Source organism: Nocardia sp. NPDC003482, assembly GCF_053588115.1.
Genome location: NZ_JBSFPI010000022.1, coordinates 38,188 through 57,163, shown reverse-complemented (window position 1 = coordinate 57,163; position 18,976 = coordinate 38,188). Strand labels below are relative to the sequence as shown.

The following is an 18,976-nucleotide window of genomic DNA, read 5'->3' as shown; positions in this document are numbered from 1 at the left end:
CCAGCGCTCGAGCCGATTTCAATTCAGCACTGTGCTGATTTCGTCGGCGGCCTCGGGTCCGTACGCGCCGCGAATGCGCGCCAGCGCCGCCTCGCGATCGAGCGTCCACTCCTGCGGCCCGTCGGTCTCGAGCACGAGAACCGCTACCAGCGAACCCAATTGGGCCGCCCGCTCGAGGCTCAGCCCCGCGGTGTGCCCGGTGAGGAAGCCCGCCCGGAACGCGTCGCCGATGCCGGTCGGATCGACCTTGGCCGACTCGGGAACCACCTCGACGTTGATCTCGGTGCCGTCGCGGTCGGTGATCTGCACGCCCTTCGCGCCGAGGGTGGTGATCCGGATGCCGACGCGGCGGTCGATCTCCTCGAGGGTGAGCCCGGTCTTCTGCCGCAGCAGGCCCAGCTCGTATTCGTTGGTGAACAGGTAGGTCGCGCCGTCGATGAGTTGCAGCGACTGGTCGCCGTCGAGGCGGGCCAGCTGCTGGGACGGGTCGGCCGCGAACGGGATGCCCAGTTCCCGGCATTCGACGGTGTGCCGCAGCATGGCCTCGGGATCGTCGGCGCCGATCAGCACCAGCTCGAGGTCGCGGCCGTCGGCCACCCGCTCGATGGAGATGTCGCGGGCCTCGCTCATCGCGCCCGGATAGAAGGCCGCGATCTGGGCCATGTCCTCGTCGGTGGTGCAGATGAAGCGCGCGGTGTGCGCCTTCTGCGAGACGTGCACCGCCGAGCAGTCCACGCCGTGCTTCTCGAGCCACTCGCGGTACTCGGTGAAGTCGGGGCCGACCGCGCCCAGCAGCAGCGGGGACCGGCCGAGCAGGCCCATGGCGTAGCTGATGTTGCCCGCGACGCCGCCGCGCCGGATCGCCAGATCGTCGACCAGGAAGCTCACCGACACGTGCTCGAGCTGATCCGGCAGCAGGGCCTCGGAGAAGCGGCCCGGGAAGTGCATGAGGTTGTCGGTCGCGATGGATCCGGACACGGCGATCGTCACGGGGAATTCCTTCGGGGTTCGTGAGCTGGGCGGTTCGTCCGTAACGTACACCGTCCAACGGCGATCCCACCAGACCGACGTGCCGGGTGTTCCCTACGTTTTACGTTGTGGCGCAGGGCATCTCACCCCGGGCAGAGGACAGCGCGGAACCCGTACGGGTCCCGCGCCGAACTGGTTCGATCAGTTGAAGCTGTCGCCGCAGGCGCAGGAGCCGGTGGCGTTGGGGTTGTCGATGGTGAACCCCTGCTTCTCGATGGTGTCGACGAAGTCGATGGACGCGCCCTGCACGTAGGGGGCGCTCATCCGGTCGACGGTCAGCGTGACGCCGCCGAACTCGGCGGTGAGGTCGCCGTCGAGGGCGCGATCGTCGAAGAAGAGCTGGTAACGCAGACCGGCGCAGCCGCCGGGCTGCACGGCGATCCGCAGCGCCAGATCGTCGCGGCCCTCCTGATCGAGCAGCGCCTTCGCCTTCGACGCGGCGGCCTCGGTCAGAGTCACGCCGTGGGTGGTGGCGGTCTCGTTCTGCACAGTCATGAACTCTCCTAGGGACCTGTGATACCCGTGAAACGGCTCCAAGATGTCAACGCCACTTCGCGGGTGGCTATTTCCAATCTTGCCACCAGGATGGACCGGGTGGGGGCATGGCCCCGCGAACCGATCGAATAGCCTGGTCGGCGTGAAGTTCCTCCGCCGTGGCGATGCCAGCACCACCGACGACCTCGCCGACGATACCTCGGCCGCCACGAGCGGCGGTTCCGACGGCGGCGCGTCCACCCCCGAACGATCGGCCGCCACCGCGACCGCCGGTAAGGGCAGGCCCACCCCCAAGCGCCGCGACGCGGAGAACCGCCGCCGTGGTCCCGTCGCGCCCGCCCCGATGACGGCCAAGGAGGCGCGCGCCCGGCGCAAGGCCGCCCGCGGCTCCCGGCAGGACCGCAAGGCCGCCTCCGCCGAACGTCGCCGCGACGCCGCCGACCGTCGGCAGCGGATGCTCGCCGGGGAGGACAAGTACCTCCCGCCGCGCGACCGCGGGCCCGTGCGCGCCTACGTCCGCGATCTGGTCGACGCCCGGCGCAACCTGGTCGGGCTGTTCATGCCGCTGGCGCTGGTGCTGATTCTCACGATGTTCCTGACGCCCGCGGTGCAGGCGTATGTGACCTTGGCCATGCTCGTGATGATGGTGTTCATGGCCGGGGAGGGGTTCCTGCTCGGACGGATCGTGAATCGGCGGGTGTCGGAGCGGTTCCCGGATCGGACGGATTCGTCGTTGTCGTTGGGGTGGTACGCGTTCGTACGGGCGTCGCAGATTCGGCGGATGCGGGCGCCTAAGCCGCGGGTTAATCCGGGGGAATCGGTTTGAGGGTGGGGTGAGTCGGCTTGGGGGGCGTTCGTAGTCGACGCGGCGCGTCTGCGCGGGAGGCTTGGTCGTATTGGTTGCGTGCGGGGTGGGTACGGGTTCAGTCGGAGGCTTGGGGTCGGGCGCGGATTGAGCTGAGGGTCGGGCGCTTTCGGTGTGCTGGTGGGTTGTCTACGGGGCCGGTAAGGGTTTGAGTCCGGGCTCGGGTGCGTCAGTTCTGTGCGGGGCGAGTACGGGTTGTTCGAGGCTCGGGGCGCGTGCGTCGATTGTGTGCGGGGCGAGTACGGGTTGGTGCAGCGCTTTCGGGGGGTCCTGGTTGCGTACGGGATGAGTGCGGAGTGGGCCGAGGCCCGGCCGGGCTCGCGGTTCGCGGGGCGGCCGGGCGCGGATCGGCTTGGGGCTCAGCCGTGTTCGCGCATCGAGCCCTGGCCGAGCAGGGACACGATGGCGCGGAGGTCGGCCTCGTGGCGTTCGGCGTCGCGGTCGGTGTGATCGGTCGAGCCGAGCAGCGGCAGGGTCAGGTTGTGCCGCAGGAACAGGGACGGCGCGGCGAGGGCGAGGATCATGGCGACCGCGGCGGCGAGGAGAAGCAGCGAAGCAATCATGGCAGTAATTTTTCGCTCCTGCACTTACCGCCACCAGTGGCAGTTGTGACATTGTTCGTAAAGATTCAGCCACGTAGACTCGACCCATGCTGTCGAAGGTTGCGGTCGTGCTCAACGAGCGCCTGGCCATGTTCGAATTCGGCGTCATCTGCGAGGTTTTCGGCCTGGACCGCAGCGACGACGGCCTGCCCGTCTTCGACTTCCGAGTGTGCGGCGCCGACCCCGGCAAGCCGCTGACCTCGTCGTCTCCCGGAATCTCCGTCACGCCCGAATACGGCCTCGAGGCACTGCTCGACGCGGATCTGGTTGCGGTGCCCGCGTTTCCGGCCGGGGACCGAATGGCCATCGACCCGCGCGTCGTGCATGCGGTGCGGGAGGCCGCGGCGGGCGGGGCGACGGTGCTCACGGTGTGTTCCGGGGCGTTCCTCGCCGGGGCGGCCGGGCTGCTCGACGGGCGGCGGTGCACGACGCACTGGCGCTACGTAGACCAGCTCGCCGAGGCCTACCCGTCGGCGACCGTCGACCCGGACGTGCTGTTCGTCGACGAGGGCCCGCTCATCACCAGCGCGGGCACAGCCGCCGGGATCGACGCCTGCCTGCATCTGGTCCGGCGCGAACTCGGCAGCGCGATCGCCAACAAGATCGCCCGCCGCATGGTCGTCCCCCCGCAGCGCGACGGCGGCCAACGCCAGTTCATCGAGCAGCCCGTCCCCGAATGCCGCGCCGACAGCCTGCGCGACACCCTCGCCTGGATGACCGAACACCTCGACCTCACCCACACCGTCGAGGACCTCGCCGCCCGCTCCGCCATGTCCACCCGAACCTTCGCCCGCCGCTTCGTCGCCGAAACCGGAACGACACCCGTCAAATGGCTGACGAATCAACGCGTTCTGCTGGCCAAGCATCTGCTGGAGGACACGACGCTGGATCTGGAGACGATCGCCGGGCGGTGTGGATTCGGGTCGGGGGCGTTGCTGCGGCATCACTTCCAGCGGGTGGTGGGGATCGCGCCGACGGAGTATCGGCGGAGGTTCGGGCAGCCGTCTTCGGTGGGGTCGTCTTAGGGTTCTGCCGACCGCAGAGGCTCGGCACCACCGGTCTTTCGGCGCTTCGGCAAGTGCGGCCTTCAGAAGGCACGGCAACACAGCCGCACCCTTTATTCGGATCCGCACCCTTTGTAGGGCCATGTAAGGGGTGCGGATCCGAATAAGGGGTGCGGCTGGGGTGGTGTACCTGGGGAAGTGAGCCTTGGTGGGTTGGGGGTTCCTGTTTTCGGGTGGGTGGGGAAGGGAGTGGGGGCTGGTACAGGTGGGCCGGGAGGTGGTGGGGGCTGGTACAGGTGTGCCCGGAGGGGGTGGGGGGTTGGTACCGTGCTCGCGTGTTGAACGATGCTGCGGGCGGGCGGGGATTGCGGACGCTGGTACTCGGCGGGATTCGGTCGGGGAAGTCGGCGTTCGCCGAGCAACTGGCCGGGCGGGCGGGGGCCGTGCGGTATGTGGCTACGGCGTCCGTCGATCCGGGCGATGCCGACTTCGCCGAACGGGTTGCGGCGCATCGTGTTCGGCGGCCGGGGCAGTGGGCCGTGGTGGAGGGGGATCCGGTGGCGGTGCTCGGGGAGCCCGCGCGGATGACATTGATCGATGATCTGGGGACGTGGCTGACCGGGCGGATCGACGCCCGGGGGGCTTGGGAGGCGCCGCGGGGGACGGTGGCGGCGGACCTGGACGCGTTGGTGGCGGCCGTTTCGGATTACTCGGGGGATCTGGTGCTGGTGAGTCCCGAGGTGGGGCTGGGAGTGGTGCCCGCTACCCGGTCAGGGCGGTTGTTCGCCGATGAGATCGGGGAGTTGAATCAGCGGTTGGGGCGGGTGTGCGATGAGGTCTATCTGGTGGTGGCGGGGGTGGCCACGCGGATCAAGCCGGGGGCGTTCGAGGGTTCCGGTGTTCCTGGTTCACGCGAGGGTGAAACCGGTTCGGCGGCAGTCGTTTCCGGTGCTGCGGCGGGGGGAGTTGGGGCGGGTTCTCGCGGGTCAGTGGTATCGGCTTCGGGTGCAGGTGGTTCGGCCGCGGCGGGTTCTGGCGAGCTCAGGGGATCGGGTGGTGAGTCGGTGCCGAGCGAGAGTGGTTCGGCCGCAGCTGGTTTGGGCGAGGCGGGGGTAGCGAGCGGTGAATCAGCTCCGGGTGAAGGTCATTCCGCCGCGGTGATTCCGCGTGCCTCGGGAGTGCCGAGCGGGCGTGAGACGTCGGTGGAGGGCGCGTCCGAATCGGCCTCGGTTGCTGAAAAGCATTCTGATGCAACCGGTTTCGGATCGACGTCGGGACCTGGGTCGCTGGCGCGTGGTGTAGCGGCTACCGGTGAGGATGACGGCGGTGCTGCGGGAGGCGGGCTGAACCGCGAAACTTCTTCGGACGCAACGGATCTCGCGGATTCGAGTCGGGATGCGGGTGGGCAATGGTTCACCGGTGGGGATGAGGTGCCGCAGTTCGGGCCGGTGGTGGCGCCGGACGCCGGGGTGCGGGCGGAGGCCGAGGCTCGGCAGTTGCGGTTGACCAAGCCTGGGGGTGCGCTGGGGCGGTTGGAGGTGTTGGGGAACTGGGTTTCGGCGTGTCAGGGGGTGTGTCCGCCGCGGCAGTTCGAGCGGGCGCGGGTGGTGGTCTTCGCGGGCGATCATGGTGTTGCGCGACATGGGGTTTCGGCGTATCCGAGCGAGGTGACCGCGCAGATGGTCGCCAACTTCCTGGCGGGTGGGGCGGCGGTCAACGCACTGGCCCGGCTGGCGGGGGCGAGTGTGCGGGTGGTCGATATCGCGGTCGGCGGGGATACCGATCCGTCGGTGTCGGCGTACAAGGTGATGCGCGCCAGCGGGAGCATCGATCGGGAGGACGCGCTCAACGAGAAGCAGGTGCGCGCGGCGCTGGCGGCGGGGCGGGGGATCGCGGACGAGGAGATCGACGGGGGTGCGGATCTGCTGATCGCGGGCGATATGGGCATCGGAAACACCACGCCCGCAACGGTTCTCATCGCCACGCTGACCGATACCGAGCCGGTGCTCGCGGTGGGTCGTGGCACGGGCGTCGACGACGCGGGCTGGATGCGCAAGGCCGCGGCCGTCCGCGACGCCATGTGGCGCGCGCGTCCGCATCGCAACGATCCGGTGACGCTGCTGCGCGTCGCCGCCGGTGCCGACTTCGCCGCTGCCGCAGGCTATTTGGTGCGTGCCGCCGCCCGCCGCACGCCCGTGATCCTCGATGGCGTGGTGATCACCGCGGCCGCGCTGGTCGCGGAGATGCTCGCGCCCGGGGCGCGCGAGTGGTGGGTGGCGGGGCACCGCTCCACCGAGCCCGCCCACCAGATGGCTCTCACCAAACTGGGCCTGTCACCGCTCCTCGATATGGACATGCGCCTCGGCGAAGGCTCCGGCGCGCTGACCGCGTTGCCCGTCCTGCGGGCGGCGGTCGCGACGCTCGGGGAGATGGTCACGTTCGACGAGGCCGGGGTGAGCACGGCGGAGGCGCCGAGCGAGGTGGGCTCCTGAGCGGGCGAGCCGAAGGGTTCCGACGCTGGGCGGAGCGGCGATGAACGCCGTGCGGCTCGCATTCTCCTGGTTAAGTGTGCTTCCGGTACGGGGACCGGAATCGGTCGATCGGGATGTGGCGGGGCGGGCCATCGCGCTGGCTCCGGTGGTGGGGATTGTGCTCGGGGCCTTGGCTACGGGTGTGCTGTGGGTTTTGTGCTGGGCGGGTACGGGTTTCGCATCGGCTGGGTTGATCACCGTCGGGATGCTGGCTCTGGTGACGCGGGGGATGCATCTGGACGGGTTGGCCGATACGGCGGATGGGCTGGGGTGCTACGGGCCGCCGGAGCGGGCGCGCGAGGTGATGAAGAGTGGGGGTGTGGGGCCGTTCGGGGCCGTGGCGATGGTGTTCGCGGTGGGGTTGCAGAGCTTCGCGTTCGCGGGGATGGCCGAGGCCGGGCGGTGGTGGGGGGTGGCCGTGGCGGTGGTTGTGGGGCGGGTGGCCGTGGTGCTCGCCTGCCGGGGGTACGCGGCCGCGCCGGGGGCCGGGTTCGGGGCGTTGGTCGCCGATACCCAAGGGTGGGTGATGGTGGTTGGGTGGATCGTAATCGCTTCGGCGGCAAGTGTTTTCGTTGTCCCGCGGCGGTGGTGGCTGGGTGTGGTTGCCGTGGTCGCGGGTCTCGCCGTGGCGTTGTTTGTGGTCCGGCATTGCGTTCGGCGGTTCGAGGGGGTGAACGGCGATGTGCTCGGCGCGGCCGTGGAGATCGCGGTTTCGGTTGCCGCTGTGTCGCTGTCGCTGCATTCGGCTTGAGCGATTTCGAGGACCCGCCAGATTGATCGGCTCCCGGGAAGGGCCGCCCCGTCGGCGGGCGCATCGCGCCTGCCGACAGGGGCGGCCCTGCGCGGGAGTGGGTGGGGCAGGGGAGCCGGTGGGTGATGGGGGTGTTCGTTCAGGTATGGGGGGAGGGCGTGGGCCTGGGGAGTGGGGAGATGGTGAAATTCCTCGAGGTGTGCAGGGAGCGGGTGGGCTTGGGTCGGGTCTGATCCTGCGGGTGTGTCTGTGCCGCAGGGCCTGCCTGGCCCCGTCGGCGGTGCCGAAGGGCGCGACGAGGTGATCGACCCGACTGGTGTGCCCTGGCGGGCACTGGCTGGATTGCTCGTTAGTCGCTGGGCTCGCAGAGGCGCAGGATGTTTTGGAATGGGTCGGTGAGTTGGAGGGTGGGGCCGCCGGGGGCGGATCGGTCTATGGCGGGGCGGAGGGTGGTCAGGTGGTCCTTGGAGCGGAGTTCGCGGTACCAGGGGTCGAGGCCTGCGGTGGCGATCCAGACGACGCTGCCGGGGGTGCCGTCGCCGTGGTGTTCGCTCAGGTCGAGGTGGACCTCGCCGCGGGTTATGCGGAAATAGAGCGGGAGGTCCGGTGCGAAGCGGTGCTCGAAGATCACCTCGAAACCCAGGTAGTCGCAATAGAATCGCCGCGCGATGCGGGAATCGTAGCTGCGCAGTACCGGAACCGTAGTGAGGGGGCGGGGCGTTCTCAGTGCGGCGCTGTAGGTGTTCCAGTCCCGGTAGCCGAGGGTGTGGGCGAGGGTTTCCAGTGCTTGGGCGTGGGTCAGGGTGGCCAGGTCGGCCGATGAGAGGGATTCGCGCAGGGCGCGTGCGGCGCGCTTGGCGGCGTCGACGGTGAGCGGGAACATCACGGATCTCCTTCGGCGAGGCGGAGAAACACCACCGGGAGCTCGCGTTGCCAGCGGTTCTCGGGAGCCTCGGTGTCAGGATTCCGATACGCGACGGACATGACGGCGTGTTCACCGAACCCGAGGAGGGTTGCGAGCGGCAGGTGCGCCAACCTCGGGAGCGATTATGGCACAGCGCGCCGGGTGGTCGGTCTCAGCGATCCGAGCGGGGGCGGGCGAGGGTGAAGGTGTCGATCGCCTTCAGTTCGCTTGTCGGTCCGACCAGCGCGTAATACGTTGCCTTGATGGTGGTTTCGCCGCCGGGGCGGCCGGGGTCGACGTCGAAGGCGCAGAAGCCGTAGGGGTGGTCGGCGTCCTTGAAGGCCGACCACGGGGCCTGTTCCACGACGTAGGTGGGGGACTTCTTACCGGTGGCGGAGTCGACATTGCCGACCTCGGTGATGACGCGGCACTGCTCCCCGGGGAAGAAGAGGGCGTTGGAGGGAACCGAGGTGCCGCCGCCGCCGATCACCAGGTGAACCGTGCCCTTCGAGGTATCGATGCGGTCGGTGCGGGTGTCGGCCGGTTTGGGGGTGAGGGTGTCGGTGCCGAGGACGCCCCGGACGGGGTGGGAGCGTTCGTAGTGGTGTTCGTGGCCGCACAGGACCAGGTCGACCTGGTACTTGTCGAACAGGGGCAGCCATTCCTCGCGGATGCCGCGGTCGGCGCCGTTGAACTTGTCGGCCGAGGAGATGGCGGTCTGGTGCATGAAGACGACCACCCAGTCGATGTCGCGGTCGGCGCGGGCGGCCGCCAATTCGCCCTCCAGCCAACGCTTTTGGGCGCCCCCGGAGTATCCCCGTACATAAGTGTTCCCGGCGTCCTGGTGACAGATGTCGTCGTTGGCGAGGGCGATCACGCGCATGCCGCCGACGGTGAAGGAGTACCAGAGGCCGCGGGTCAGGTCGTCGCCGCGGTTCTCGGGGACGGTGAAGTAGGTCTGGTAGGCGGCGTAGCCGATGGGCCCGTTGCCGAGTTCGTTCTCGTGGTTGCCCGCGGCGGGCATCCAGGGGCGGTAGCGGGCCGAGCGGGAGTTGTTGGCCCACCAGTCGTCCCAGGTCCGTACCCGATCCGTAGCGAGATTGGCGTAGCAGAGGTCGCCGTTGACGAGATTGAACAGCGGGGCCAGTCGTTCGATGCCCGCGGTGACGTCGCCCGCGAAGGGGGAACCGAGGTTGTCGTTGACGAATTTGCCGTTGTCGAGCTTGCCGAGGGTGGGGGTGCCCTGGTCGCCGAAGCTGGTGAAGCGGAAGGCCGCTCGTCCCGCGGGGGCGGTGCGCAGGGTGCCGAGTTCCGGGGGCGCGCCGTCGTGTCCGGCGGCGTAGACGTAGTCGGTGCCCGGGGTGAGTCCGGTGAGCCGCGCGTGGTGGGCCTGGACCTCCGTACCCGATTTGGCGTCGCGATAGGTGCGGGTCCGGGCGCGTACCACCGTGCCGAACCCGTCCGTAGCCGTCCCGTACCGAACCTTCGGATCGGTCACCGATCCGACCGTGTGCCAGGACACCACCGCCTCCCGTGCCGCGTCGGCCCCGAATTGCAGATGCAGCCCCGAAACCCGCGGCGCCGCAGCCCGATCCGGCCCGATCAGCATCTCCGCCGACCGAGGCCAATGGTCCTGCCCGCTCGGCTCGCTCCGCTGCGACGCCGTGGCCCCGGCCCCCGCCGCCAGCCCCGCGATCGCCGCCACCCCCGAAGCCCCGAACAACCACCGCCGACTCACGGTCTGCTCGGAACTGCCCGCACCCTCGGATTCCCGCTCGGTCATGCCCTTCAGCTAAGCCGCCCCCGGTTCAGGGTCCGTCACAACCCGGCGAATTGCAGGTGAACGTAGGCCCCGGCGAAAAGCGCGCCGGGGCACAGGGGGTGGAGCTCCTGCCGGGGCAGAGGGGGTGGGAGCGCCTGCCGGGGCAGAGGGGTGTGAGCGCCTGCCGGGGCAGAGCAGAAGCCATGCCGGGTGCAGGGGCTGTGAGCGCCTGCCGGGGCAGAGGAGAGGCCATGCCGGGTGCAGGAGGTGGGGGTGCCGGGTGCAGAAGGTGGGGGTGCCGGGTGCAGGAGGTGGGGGTGCCGGGCACAGAAGGAGAGTGCTGGGCGCAAGAGGCCAAGGCGCTGGGGCACGAGGTGAGGGCGCCGGGGGACGGGAGGTGGGGGTGCCGGAGCCGTGGGAGGTGGGGGCCCGGGCAGGGGGTGTGTGCCCGGGCGAACCTCTACAGCCGGACCGGGTAAGTCGGTTCCTGGATGTCCGGCTTGATGCGGTTTTCCACGAAGATGCCGTGCCAGATCATGAAGACCAGGAGGGTCCAGAGGCGGCGGCTGTGGTCGGTGGTGCCGGAACGGTGTTGGGCGAGCATGGATTTGATCGCCGGTTTGTCGAGGAGGTGGTCGGTTTGGGAGTCGGCTATCTGGGTGGCGGCCCAGTCGTGGAGTTCGGGGCCGCGCAGCCAGTGGCGGAGGGGGACGGGGAAGCCGAGTTTGGGGCGGTGCAGGACGTGCGGGGGGACGATCGTCTCGAGGGCCCGGCGCAGGGCGTACTTGGTGGTGTCCTTGGTGATCTTCTGGTCGAACGGGATCTGTTCGGCGACGCGGAACACCTCGGGGTCGAGGAAGGGGACCCGCAGTTCGAGGGAGTTGGCCATGGTCATCTTGTCGGCCTTGACCAGGATGTCGCCGCGCAGCCAGGTGAACAGGTCCAGATGTTGCATGCGCGCCACCGGATCCCAGCCGCGGGAGCGGTCGTAGATGGGCGCGGTGACGTCCTGATGGGTCCACTCGGGGCGGAAGTCGCGCAGCACGGCCCGCAGCTGCTGATCGGAGAAGCTGCGCGCGTTGCCGTAGTAGCGCTCCTCGAGCGGCAGCGATCCGCGATGCAGCAGGCTCTTGCCGCGCGTGCCCTCGGGAATCCGCTCCGACAGCCTGCCCGCCAACCGGCGCACGCCGCGCGGCAGATACTCGAAGGGCTTGAGCGACAACGGTTCCCGATAGATCGTGTACCCGCCGAACAGCTCGTCGGATCCCTCGCCCGACAGCACCACCTTGACGTGCTTGCGCGCCTCCTTGGCCACGAAGTACAGCGGCACGAGCGCCGGATCGGCCACGGGATCGTCGAGGTACCAGACGATTTCGGGAATCGCGTTGGCGAAGTCCTCGGGACTGACCACGCGAATGTAATGCTTGGCCCCGATCGCCTCGGCGGTCTCAGCGGCGACGTCGGCCTCCGAATACCCCTCCCGCTCGAACGCCGAGGTGAACGTCAGCAGATTCGGATTGTGCCGAATCGCCAGCGCCGCAATGGCCGTCGAGTCGATGCCGCCGGACAGGAACGAGCCGACGGTCACGTCCGCGCGCATGTGCTTGGCGACGGAATCCTCGAGCACCGCCGCGATCTCGCGGTAGCGCGCCTCCTCGGATCCGGCCGCGAACGGCCGCACCCGGAACTTCGGCTCGAAATACCGTTCGCTGGAAGGCTTCTCACCCGGCGACAACGTGGCGTAGCAGCCCGACTCGAGGCGGCGGATGTCCGCGTGCAGCGATTCCGGCTCCGGCACGTACTGCAACACCGTGTAGTGCTCCAGCGCCCGCACATCCAGCTCGTCCGAAAGGCCCAGCGGCGCAAGCAGTTCCAGCAGCGACTTCTTCTCGCTCGCCCACGCGGTGCCGCGCGGCCCGGTCGCCAGGAACAGCGGTTTGATCCCGAACGGATCGCGCGCGAGCACCAGCCGCCGAGTCTCGCTGTCCCACAACGCGAACGCGAACATCCCGCGCAGTCGCGCGAAAGCCGCTGTGCCCCAATGGTGATAGGCCGCGACGATGGCCTCACCGTCGCCCTCGGTGTGGAACACCGCGTCGTGCTCGGCGCGCAACTGCTCGCGCAGCTCGAGATAGTTGTAGATCTCCCCGTTGAACGCCAGCACGTAGCGGCGCGGATTGTCCGGCGGCCCCCAGAACAGCGGCTGATGCGAATGCTCGATATCGATGATCGACAGCCGGTTGAACCCGAGGATCAGGTCCCCGTCGTGCCACGTGCCCCGCTCGTCCGGGCCGCGGTGCCGACCGCAGTGGAGGGCGTCGTAGACCCGCTGGACGACATCGTCGGTCGCGCCGTCGGCGGTCAGAAATCCGAGCAGTCCACACACTGCGGGGGGAACCTCGTTTCGGGATCGGGGGACGGACGGTGGCCGGTGGTCTTCGAGTATGCCGTAGGTACGGGATTCGCGCTGGGCCCGGTGTGTCGAAATCGACCCGGTCACAACACAGCACCCGGTTTGGTCTACGCTGCGTAGTACTCGGGAACTCCGGGGATGCGCCGTGCGTTGCGCCGGTTCGCCCGCGAGTGCCCCGAACGAGCTGAAACCGCGTCGCCCGCAGGTCGGGCGGCGTCGAGTCGGATAGACGACCAGGAAGGCGTTGAGCGTGGCGCACAAGGCGAGCGAAGCGATAGGGGCACGACCCGGCGGAGGCGCTACCTCCGGCCGGGGCCGCATCCTTCGGCGGGCCGGGCTGGCGGTGTCCATGGGGATCACCGTGCTGCTCGTCTCGGGCTGCTCGATCGACAACCCCGTGCTTCGGTTCGGCTGGCCGACGGGCGTGACCCCGCAGGCCACCAAGATGCGGGAACTGTGGACCTGGTCGGTCGTCGCCGCCCTGCTGGTGGGTGTGCTGGTGTGGGGGTTGACCTTCTGGACGGTCGCCTTCCATCGCAAGAAGCCGAATTCGCCGGAGTTCCCGCGGCAGACCGGCTACAACGTGCCGTTGGAGCTGACCTACACCGCGATCCCGTTCGTCATCATCGCGGTGCTGTTCTACTTCACCGTGGTCGTGCAGAACTACGTGCACGAGAAGGTCGGCAATCCGGACGTGGTCGTCGACGTGACCGCCTTCCAGTGGAACTGGAAGTTCGGCTACCAGAAGGCCGTGCTCGCCGGTGGTCAGGTGTATGACGGTGTCGACCAGACCCGCCAGGGCCTCGACGACAAGATCATCGAGGAGTACAAGGAGCGCACCGCGGACGGCCACCCGCAGCCCGGCCCGGTGCACGGCAAGCCCGCCAACGACATCACCTACCTGCACTACGACAAGGTCGAGACGGTCGGTTCGAGCACCGAGATCCCCGTGCTGGTGCTGCCGACCAACAAGATCGTCGAGTTCCAGCTCGCCTCCGCCGACGTGATCCACTCCTTCTGGGTGCCGGAGTTCCTGTTCAAGCGGGACGTCATGCCCAACCCCAAGGAGAACCACTCCGACAACACCTTCCAGATCACCAAGATCGAGCGGGAGGGCGCCTTCGTCGGTCGCTGCGCGGAGATGTGCGGTACCTTCCACTCGATGATGAACTTCGAGGTCCGCGCGGTGTCGCCGGAGAAGTTCGAGCAGTACCTGAAGGCGCGCGAGGCGGGTAAGACCAATGCGGACGCGCTGGCCGCGATCGGCGAATCGCCGGTGGCGACCACGACCCACCCGTTCGAGACCGAGCGCACCGCCCGCGGCGGAAGCTCCTCCTAGAGCAAGCGAGGACTGATCTGACATGAAGGTCGAAGCACGCATCTTCGAGCTGCTCACGGTGTTCTTCATCATCGTGGCGGTCGTCTACGCCTTCTTCACCGGCCAGTCGCGTACCGGCGTCGAGTGGGCCGGAACCACCGCGATCGTGCTGACCGCGGGGCTGACCCTGATCGTCGGCACCTACTTCCGGTTCGTGGCGCGCCGGTTGGATCTGCGTCCCGAGGACTACGAGGACGCCGAGATCGTCGACGGCGCGGGCGATCTGGGCTTCTTCTCGCCCGGCAGCTTCTGGCCCATCCTGATGGCCGCCTCGGGTTCGATCACCGCGATCGGCTTCGCGTTCTTCCAGCCGTGGCTGATCGGGCTCGGTGTGATCTGCGTGCTGACCTCGGTGGGTGGGTTGGTGTTCGAGTACCACTTGGGTCCGGAGAAGCACTGACGTTGGTGTTCGAGTACTGCTCGGGTCCGGAGAAGCACTGACGCCCTGGTTCTAGCACCCTGGGTTCCGAGCCGCACTGACGCCCTTCCCGTACACGAGGAACGCCCGGTCGAAATCGACCGGGCGTTCGGCGTTTTCGGGGCGGTCAGTCGGCGGCGTGGTAGCGGCGGGCGCGCTCTACGAGGCAGATCTCGTCGATGCCCGCGTCGATCTCGCGCAGCACCTCCGGCATGCCGGACCGGGCCGAGTAGGTGGTGCCGGTGGGGCGCAGGCGGCAGGTGAACGAGATGAATCCGTGGTCCTCACCGGACAATTCGTGCAGGTACGGGGAACGTACGCCGTAGGTGAGGGCCGAGATCACGGTGAACGCGCCGTTGCGCTCGCGGTGGTCGGTGAGCAGATCGTGCAGCTGATGGAACACCGAGGTGTAGGTCGACAGCGGCGCGAACACCGCGACGCGATAGGCCGGTCCGCGTTCGGAGGATGTCACGACCGTGTCGGCGAGGTATTCGGCGTCGCGCAGGGTCAGCACCTTCGGCGAGAACATCAGCGCGCCCGCGGCGGCGTTGCGGACCGGCATCCCGGCCGGGCCCCGCGCGGCGGAGGCGATGGCGCCCAACGACTTCCGGGCCCGGGCGCCGAGTTCGCGGCGCGCCCGCAGCGACGGGGTGGCGGTGGTCGGGTGCAGGCTCGACCACTGGCCGAAGCGCACGGTGCCGAGCTGGACGTGACCCGTACCGACGGGACGCGAAACCCGTAGCGGGGCCGTATCGACCCAGCGGCCGACCTGGAGCATGGCGTCGCCGGGCTTGACGATCTCGGCGAGGGAGTGCTCGACGAAGGTGTCGAAGTCCAGGAAGCGGTGCGCGTCGGAGGTCAGCCAGGTGCGGTCCTTGTCGACCTCGACCGCCTCGAGGGTGAGCGCGGTGATGATCCCGGCGCGGCCGCCGCTGCCGAGGATGCGGCGGAACCGGTCGGTGTGGTGGTTGCGCCCGCAGGTGCCGAATCTGCCCTCGGGATCGACGTATTCGAGGGAGACGACGTTGTCGCTGAACATGCCGTAGCGGTGGGAGGCGCCGCTGAGCCCGCCGACGGCCGCGAATCCGCCCGCGGTGATCTCGCGGTGGTCACCGACGATCGGCAGGCCCAGCCCGTGCGCGCCCAGCGTGCGGTCGATATCGGACAGCCGCGCCCCGGCCTGCACGCGGACCAGGCGAGCGTCGGCGTCGACGGCCTGCACCCGGTTCATCCGGCGCAGCGACAGCACCACGCGGCGGTCCGGTGGACCGAGCTCGTCCTCCGCGGTGGGCTCCCCGCCGTACACGGTCAGCGGCTGGGGCCGCGAATCGCGAACTGTGCGAACGACATCCGCGGTATCGCGGGGTAGATATTCCTCCGGCAGGGCGGCCAACGTCGTGCTCATGGCCCCACAGCTAACCACACCCGGGTTACCTTCGTCTGCCCCGAACCCAGCGGTCCGGCGGCGACCGTGGTGAGAGGGTGTGGGTGGCGTGAAAGCGCGAATCCGGCGGCCGTGGTGAGGGGGTTCGGGTGAGGTGAAAGGGCGAGCCCGGTGGCGTGGTGAGTGGGTACGCGTGGCGTGAAAGGGCGAGCCCGGCGGGGTGGTGAGTGGAAACGGGTGTCGTGAAAGCGCGAATCCGGCGGGGCCGGTGAGTGGGTACGGGTGACATGAAGGCGTGAATCCGACGGCTGTGGTGGGTGGGTACGGGTGCCGTGAAGGGGCGAAGCCCGGCGGCCGCGGTGAGGGAGTGCGGGTGGCGGGAAAGGGCGACGGTCGGGTCAGGCGGGGGTGGGTTGTTCGGTGGGGTGGGGCTTGGTGGTGATGGGGCGGGGGATGGGGGTTGTGAGGAACAGGGTTGTGCCGAGGATGGTGGTGAGGGTGAGGTCCGGGAGGATGAGTAGGAGGGTGCGGGTTTGGTGGATGTCGGCGACGAAAAGGGTTGCCAGGACGGACGCGATGGTGTTGTTGGCCGCGTGGGCGACCGTGGATGGCCAGACACTGCCGGTCCACAGACGTAACCAGCCCAGTAGCGTGCCGAAGATGGCGCAGAAGGGGATGTAGGCGAGGGCCGCCCAGGCGCCGAGGTCGGTGAAGCCGTAGCCGAGCAGGGTCAGGGGGGCGTGCCACAGCCCCCAGACCACTCCGGTGGTGATCAGCGCGATCGGGACGCCGAGGCGGTCGGTCAGGCGCGGCAGTAGCCAACCGCGCCAACCGATCTCCTCGCCCAGGGCGAGCGGGACCATTTGCAGCACGCTCACGAACACGCCCATGACGAGCATCGCGCAGGTGGTCTCGGCGCTGTAGCGGGCGCCCAGGTCGAGCCAGCCGAATCCGGTATCGACGAGGAAGCGGACGAGGGGGAACAGGGGCATCGTCAGCCAGACGACGAGGACGGTCAGCAGGGTGCGCCGCGGGCGGTGGCCGAGGTCGAGTCCGACGCCGGAGACGAAGTCCCGCAGCGGAATTCGGCGTAGTCGCCAGACGACCAGGGTGGCGATAGTGGGGGCGAGCATCATGACGGCGGCGCCCGGGGGCAGCCAAGGCGAGGTCAGGCCCTGCCCGTCGAGCCACGGGCCCGCGGCGACGATCCACGCCGTCCCGTAGGCCACCGCTGCGAAGACCGCGAAGTCGCGGCGCGAAATGGTCATCGATTCCCCCTCGGTCGAAAGCTCCCTTTCTACCAGGGCGATTCGGGTCGTGTCCCGGGCACGAACTGTGACATGCGGATCAGTCGCTTGTGATCGCGGGCGGTGGGCGGTTAGCTCACGGTATGAGCACGGTTCTCGTGACCGGGGGCACCGGCGCCCTCGGTAAGCGGATTGTCGAGCGGCTGCGGGTACAGGGGCACGAGGTGCGGGTGCTGTCGCGGCGCGAGGGGGCCGGAACCCATGTGGGGGACCTGACCACCGGCGAGGGGGTGCGGGCGGCCGTCGACGGCGCGGAGCTGATCGTGCACGCCGCCTCCGACACCCGCCGGGTCGGCAAACCCGATGTGGCCCAGACCCGCAACCTCCTGGCGGCCTCCGGTACGGTCCGGCACCTGCTGTACGTCTCGATCGTCGGCATCGACCGCATCCCCATGCGCTACTACCGCAACAAGCTCGCCTGTGAGAACCTGATCACGGGAAGTCTTGTGCCGCATACGATCCTGCGCGCAACGCAGTTCCACGACCTGATCGCCGCCGGGCTGCGCGCGGCGGAACGGCTGCCGATAGCGCCGCTGCCCCTGGACTTCCGCTTCCAGCCCGTCGCCACCGAGGACGTGGCACTGCGGATCGCGGATCTGGTCGCCGGTGACCCGCTGGGACGGGCGCCGGACATGGGCGGACCGGAGGTGCTGACGTTCGGTGAGATGACCGAGGTGTGGCGCGCGCGTCGGGGCAAGCCGCGGCGAGTGGTGCGAATTCCGTTGTGGGGGCGGGTGGCTCGCGGACTACGGGCGGGGTACGACTTGTGTCCGGAGCAGCGGGACGGGGTGCGGACGTGGGAGGAGTTTGTGGCGTCCGACGCGGGGGTGCCGTACGGGCGGAGGTAGTGATCGAGGTCGTCCCCGGGGGACGACCTCGAGTCCGTTCACCCCGTGTGGGTGGAGGGAGTCCTTCGCGCTACGCGGCTACGAGTTCGGTTCGGGGGTCGAGAGCGAGTCTGGTGTGGCGGCCGTCGATATCCAGGATCGCGTTGATCGGGCCCCGGGCGGGGTGGTCGGATTCGGTGGCGAACCAGATGCGGTCGGTGTCGGCCAGGATGAGGAGGCCGTCGTGGTCGCCCAGGGGTGCGAACGTCGGTAGTTGGGGCGGGAAATGGGGGAGGGCGAAGGTTTCGTCCAGGGTCGCCACCGCCGCGGGGAGGTCGGCGACGCCGATGCCGATCTCGCTGATGGACAGGAGGCGGGGGGTGCGGCCGTCCGCGCCGCGTTCGTGCGAGTGTGCTTGGCGGGCAATGTATTCCAGGACGATGTCGTCGGGGCCGCGGAAGTAGATCGAGCGGGAGGACCAGCCGGGCGGGCCGTCGACGATCTCCTCGCCGTTGACCCGAATGGGGTCGAGGCGGTCGCGGAGCCAGGTGTAGGCGAGGTCGAGACCTTGCGGGGGGATGTCGAAGGCGAGGTGGTGTACACCGTCGAACTCCGGGCCCTGGGTGATCACCAGACGGCTCGTGCCGATGGTGATGCGGAGCCCGGAGGGGGTGGTGTCGACGGGTAGGTTCAGGACGTCGCGGTAGAAGGTGAGATTCTCGTCGAGATCCGTTGCGGTGATGGTCACTTCGCGAATGTGCATGGGTCCTCCGTTCGTCGCGTCCGACGGTAGAACCTCGAGTGCGGTTCAGGTCAACTGCGCCACGTGGTAGGCGATGCCGTTCTCGATCAGATAACCCGAGCCGACGCAGACGATGTCGTTGAGCCAGCCGTACTTCGGTGATCCGGTCTCGAAGAGGGGCGTGGTGCGGAAGTAGTAGCGGGCCGGGTCGATGTGGTGGCGGGTTGCGGTGTCGGCGAGGTCGGCGCGGACGTCCGGGGGGATCACCCAGCGGCCGCCGTAGGTCATGTGGATGAGGTGGTCGTCGTCGGTGCGGAGGGTCAGGCGGACGTCGAGCGACATGGTGCCGTCGGCGCGGTAGAGGGCCCAGTCGCCGCCGCCGGGGAGGACCTCGCCGCGCAGGCGGGGGCCGTGGAAGGTGCCGCGCGAGGCGGGGTAGAGGGTGCGGCGGCCGAGGGGGCCGGGGCCGAATTTCAAGGGGGGTTCGAGGTCGACGGTGATGTCGAACAAGGGGGTGGTGGTGATCGGGGGGACGGCGCGGACGCGGGTGTCGGGGGTCATCGA

17 protein-coding genes and 1 pseudogene are annotated in these 18,976 nt (G+C 69.0%); 8 read left to right on the top strand and 10 right to left on the bottom strand.

All coding sequences use genetic code 11. The features are described 5' to 3' along the window. Positions 1-18: 18 nt before the first annotated feature. Both ACWDSJ_RS29545 and ACWDSJ_RS29540 read right to left on the bottom strand, forming a co-directional pair. Positions 19-990: a carbohydrate kinase family protein gene (locus ACWDSJ_RS29545; RefSeq protein WP_387361521.1), complete on the bottom strand. Its 972-nt coding sequence runs from the start codon at positions 988-990 to the stop codon at positions 19-21. A gap of 180 nt (positions 991-1,170) precedes the next feature. Then, positions 1,171-1,524, bottom strand: coding sequence for an iron-sulfur cluster assembly accessory protein (locus tag ACWDSJ_RS29540; protein WP_387361523.1), 354 nt, complete (start codon positions 1,522-1,524; stop codon positions 1,171-1,173). A gap of 142 nt (positions 1,525-1,666) precedes the next feature. Between ACWDSJ_RS29540 and ACWDSJ_RS29535 the strand changes: the two genes are divergently transcribed. Then, complete coding sequence (locus ACWDSJ_RS29535) at positions 1,667-2,350, top strand: DUF3043 domain-containing protein (protein WP_387361524.1); 684 nt, start codon at positions 1,667-1,669, stop codon at positions 2,348-2,350. Between the two features lie 398 nt (positions 2,351-2,748). Here the strand turns inward: ACWDSJ_RS29535 and ACWDSJ_RS29530 are convergent, their stop codons facing one another. Beyond that, on the bottom strand, positions 2,749-2,952 hold the full coding sequence (locus tag ACWDSJ_RS29530) for a hypothetical protein (protein ID WP_450035767.1): 204 nt from the start codon (positions 2,950-2,952) through the stop codon (positions 2,749-2,751). Between the two features lie 86 nt (positions 2,953-3,038). On the opposite strand from ACWDSJ_RS29530, the gene ACWDSJ_RS29525 reads away from it, so the two are divergent. The 4 genes and pseudogenes from ACWDSJ_RS29525 to ACWDSJ_RS29510 all read left to right on the top strand — a co-directional run bounded on the left by ACWDSJ_RS29525 (position 3,039) and on the right by ACWDSJ_RS29510 (position 7,277). Next, positions 3,039-4,016: a GlxA family transcriptional regulator gene (locus ACWDSJ_RS29525; protein ID WP_450035766.1), complete on the top strand. Its 978-nt coding sequence runs from the start codon at positions 3,039-3,041 to the stop codon at positions 4,014-4,016. A gap of 149 nt (positions 4,017-4,165) precedes the next feature. Next, positions 4,166-4,855: pseudogene (locus ACWDSJ_RS29520) on the top strand (bifunctional adenosylcobinamide kinase/adenosylcobinamide-phosphate guanylyltransferase); the annotation flags it as partial. Between the two features lie 570 nt (positions 4,856-5,425). After that, a complete protein-coding gene (cobT, locus tag ACWDSJ_RS29515) occupies positions 5,426-6,487 on the top strand; it encodes a nicotinate-nucleotide--dimethylbenzimidazole phosphoribosyltransferase (protein ID WP_450035850.1) in 1,062 nt (353 codons plus the stop codon). A gap of 40 nt (positions 6,488-6,527) precedes the next feature. Next, positions 6,528-7,277: an adenosylcobinamide-GDP ribazoletransferase gene (locus ACWDSJ_RS29510; protein WP_450035765.1), complete on the top strand. Its 750-nt coding sequence runs from the start codon at positions 6,528-6,530 to the stop codon at positions 7,275-7,277. 349 nt (positions 7,278-7,626) lie between these two features. On the opposite strand, the gene ACWDSJ_RS29505 is transcribed toward ACWDSJ_RS29510, so the two are convergent. The 3 genes from ACWDSJ_RS29505 to asnB form a co-directional block, all read right to left on the bottom strand. Further along, a complete protein-coding gene (locus ACWDSJ_RS29505; protein ID WP_450035764.1) occupies positions 7,627-8,160 on the bottom strand; it encodes a glyoxalase superfamily protein in 534 nt (177 codons plus the stop codon). A gap of 193 nt (positions 8,161-8,353) precedes the next feature. Then, on the bottom strand, positions 8,354-9,964 hold the full coding sequence (locus ACWDSJ_RS29500) for a purple acid phosphatase family protein (RefSeq protein WP_450035762.1): 1,611 nt from the start codon (positions 9,962-9,964) through the stop codon (positions 8,354-8,356). Positions 9,965-10,403: 439 nt separating this feature from the next. After that, positions 10,404-12,329 (bottom strand): asparagine synthase (glutamine-hydrolyzing), encoded by a 1,926-nt coding sequence (gene asnB, locus ACWDSJ_RS29495; RefSeq protein ID WP_450035761.1) that lies wholly within the window; start codon positions 12,327-12,329, stop codon positions 10,404-10,406. A gap of 376 nt (positions 12,330-12,705) precedes the next feature. Between asnB and ctaC the strand changes: the two genes are divergently transcribed. Beyond that, complete coding sequence (gene ctaC, locus ACWDSJ_RS29490; protein WP_387361538.1) at positions 12,706-13,695, top strand: aa3-type cytochrome oxidase subunit II; 990 nt, start codon at positions 12,706-12,708, stop codon at positions 13,693-13,695. A gap of 22 nt (positions 13,696-13,717) precedes the next feature. Further along, on the top strand, positions 13,718-14,134 hold the full coding sequence (locus tag ACWDSJ_RS29485; protein WP_387361540.1) for a cytochrome c oxidase subunit 4: 417 nt from the start codon (positions 13,718-13,720) through the stop codon (positions 14,132-14,134). Positions 14,135-14,279: 145 nt separating this feature from the next. Here the strand turns inward: ACWDSJ_RS29485 and ACWDSJ_RS29480 are convergent, their stop codons facing one another. Together ACWDSJ_RS29480 and ACWDSJ_RS29475 are read right to left on the bottom strand one after the other, a co-directional pair. Further along, complete coding sequence (locus ACWDSJ_RS29480) at positions 14,280-15,557, bottom strand: FAD-binding oxidoreductase (protein WP_450035759.1); 1,278 nt, start codon at positions 15,555-15,557, stop codon at positions 14,280-14,282. A 377-nt stretch (positions 15,558-15,934) separates the two neighbouring features. Beyond that, positions 15,935-16,804 carry a CPBP family glutamic-type intramembrane protease gene (locus tag ACWDSJ_RS29475; RefSeq protein ID WP_450035757.1) on the bottom strand — a complete coding sequence of 290 codons (870 nt, stop codon included), beginning with the start codon at positions 16,802-16,804 and terminating at the stop codon, positions 15,935-15,937. Between the two features lie 122 nt (positions 16,805-16,926). Between ACWDSJ_RS29475 and ACWDSJ_RS29470 the strand changes: the two genes are divergently transcribed. Next, on the top strand, positions 16,927-17,691 hold the full coding sequence (locus ACWDSJ_RS29470; protein WP_450035756.1) for an SDR family oxidoreductase: 765 nt from the start codon (positions 16,927-16,929) through the stop codon (positions 17,689-17,691). Between the two features lie 70 nt (positions 17,692-17,761). On the opposite strand, the gene ACWDSJ_RS29465 is transcribed toward ACWDSJ_RS29470, so the two are convergent. Continuing rightward, positions 17,762-18,433, bottom strand: coding sequence for a VOC family protein (locus ACWDSJ_RS29465; RefSeq protein WP_450035755.1), 672 nt, complete (start codon positions 18,431-18,433; stop codon positions 17,762-17,764). 45 nt (positions 18,434-18,478) lie between these two features. Beyond that, complete coding sequence (locus ACWDSJ_RS29460; RefSeq protein ID WP_450035754.1) at positions 18,479-18,973, bottom strand: DUF3237 domain-containing protein; 495 nt, start codon at positions 18,971-18,973, stop codon at positions 18,479-18,481. Between the last annotated feature and the right edge of the window lie 3 nt (positions 18,974-18,976).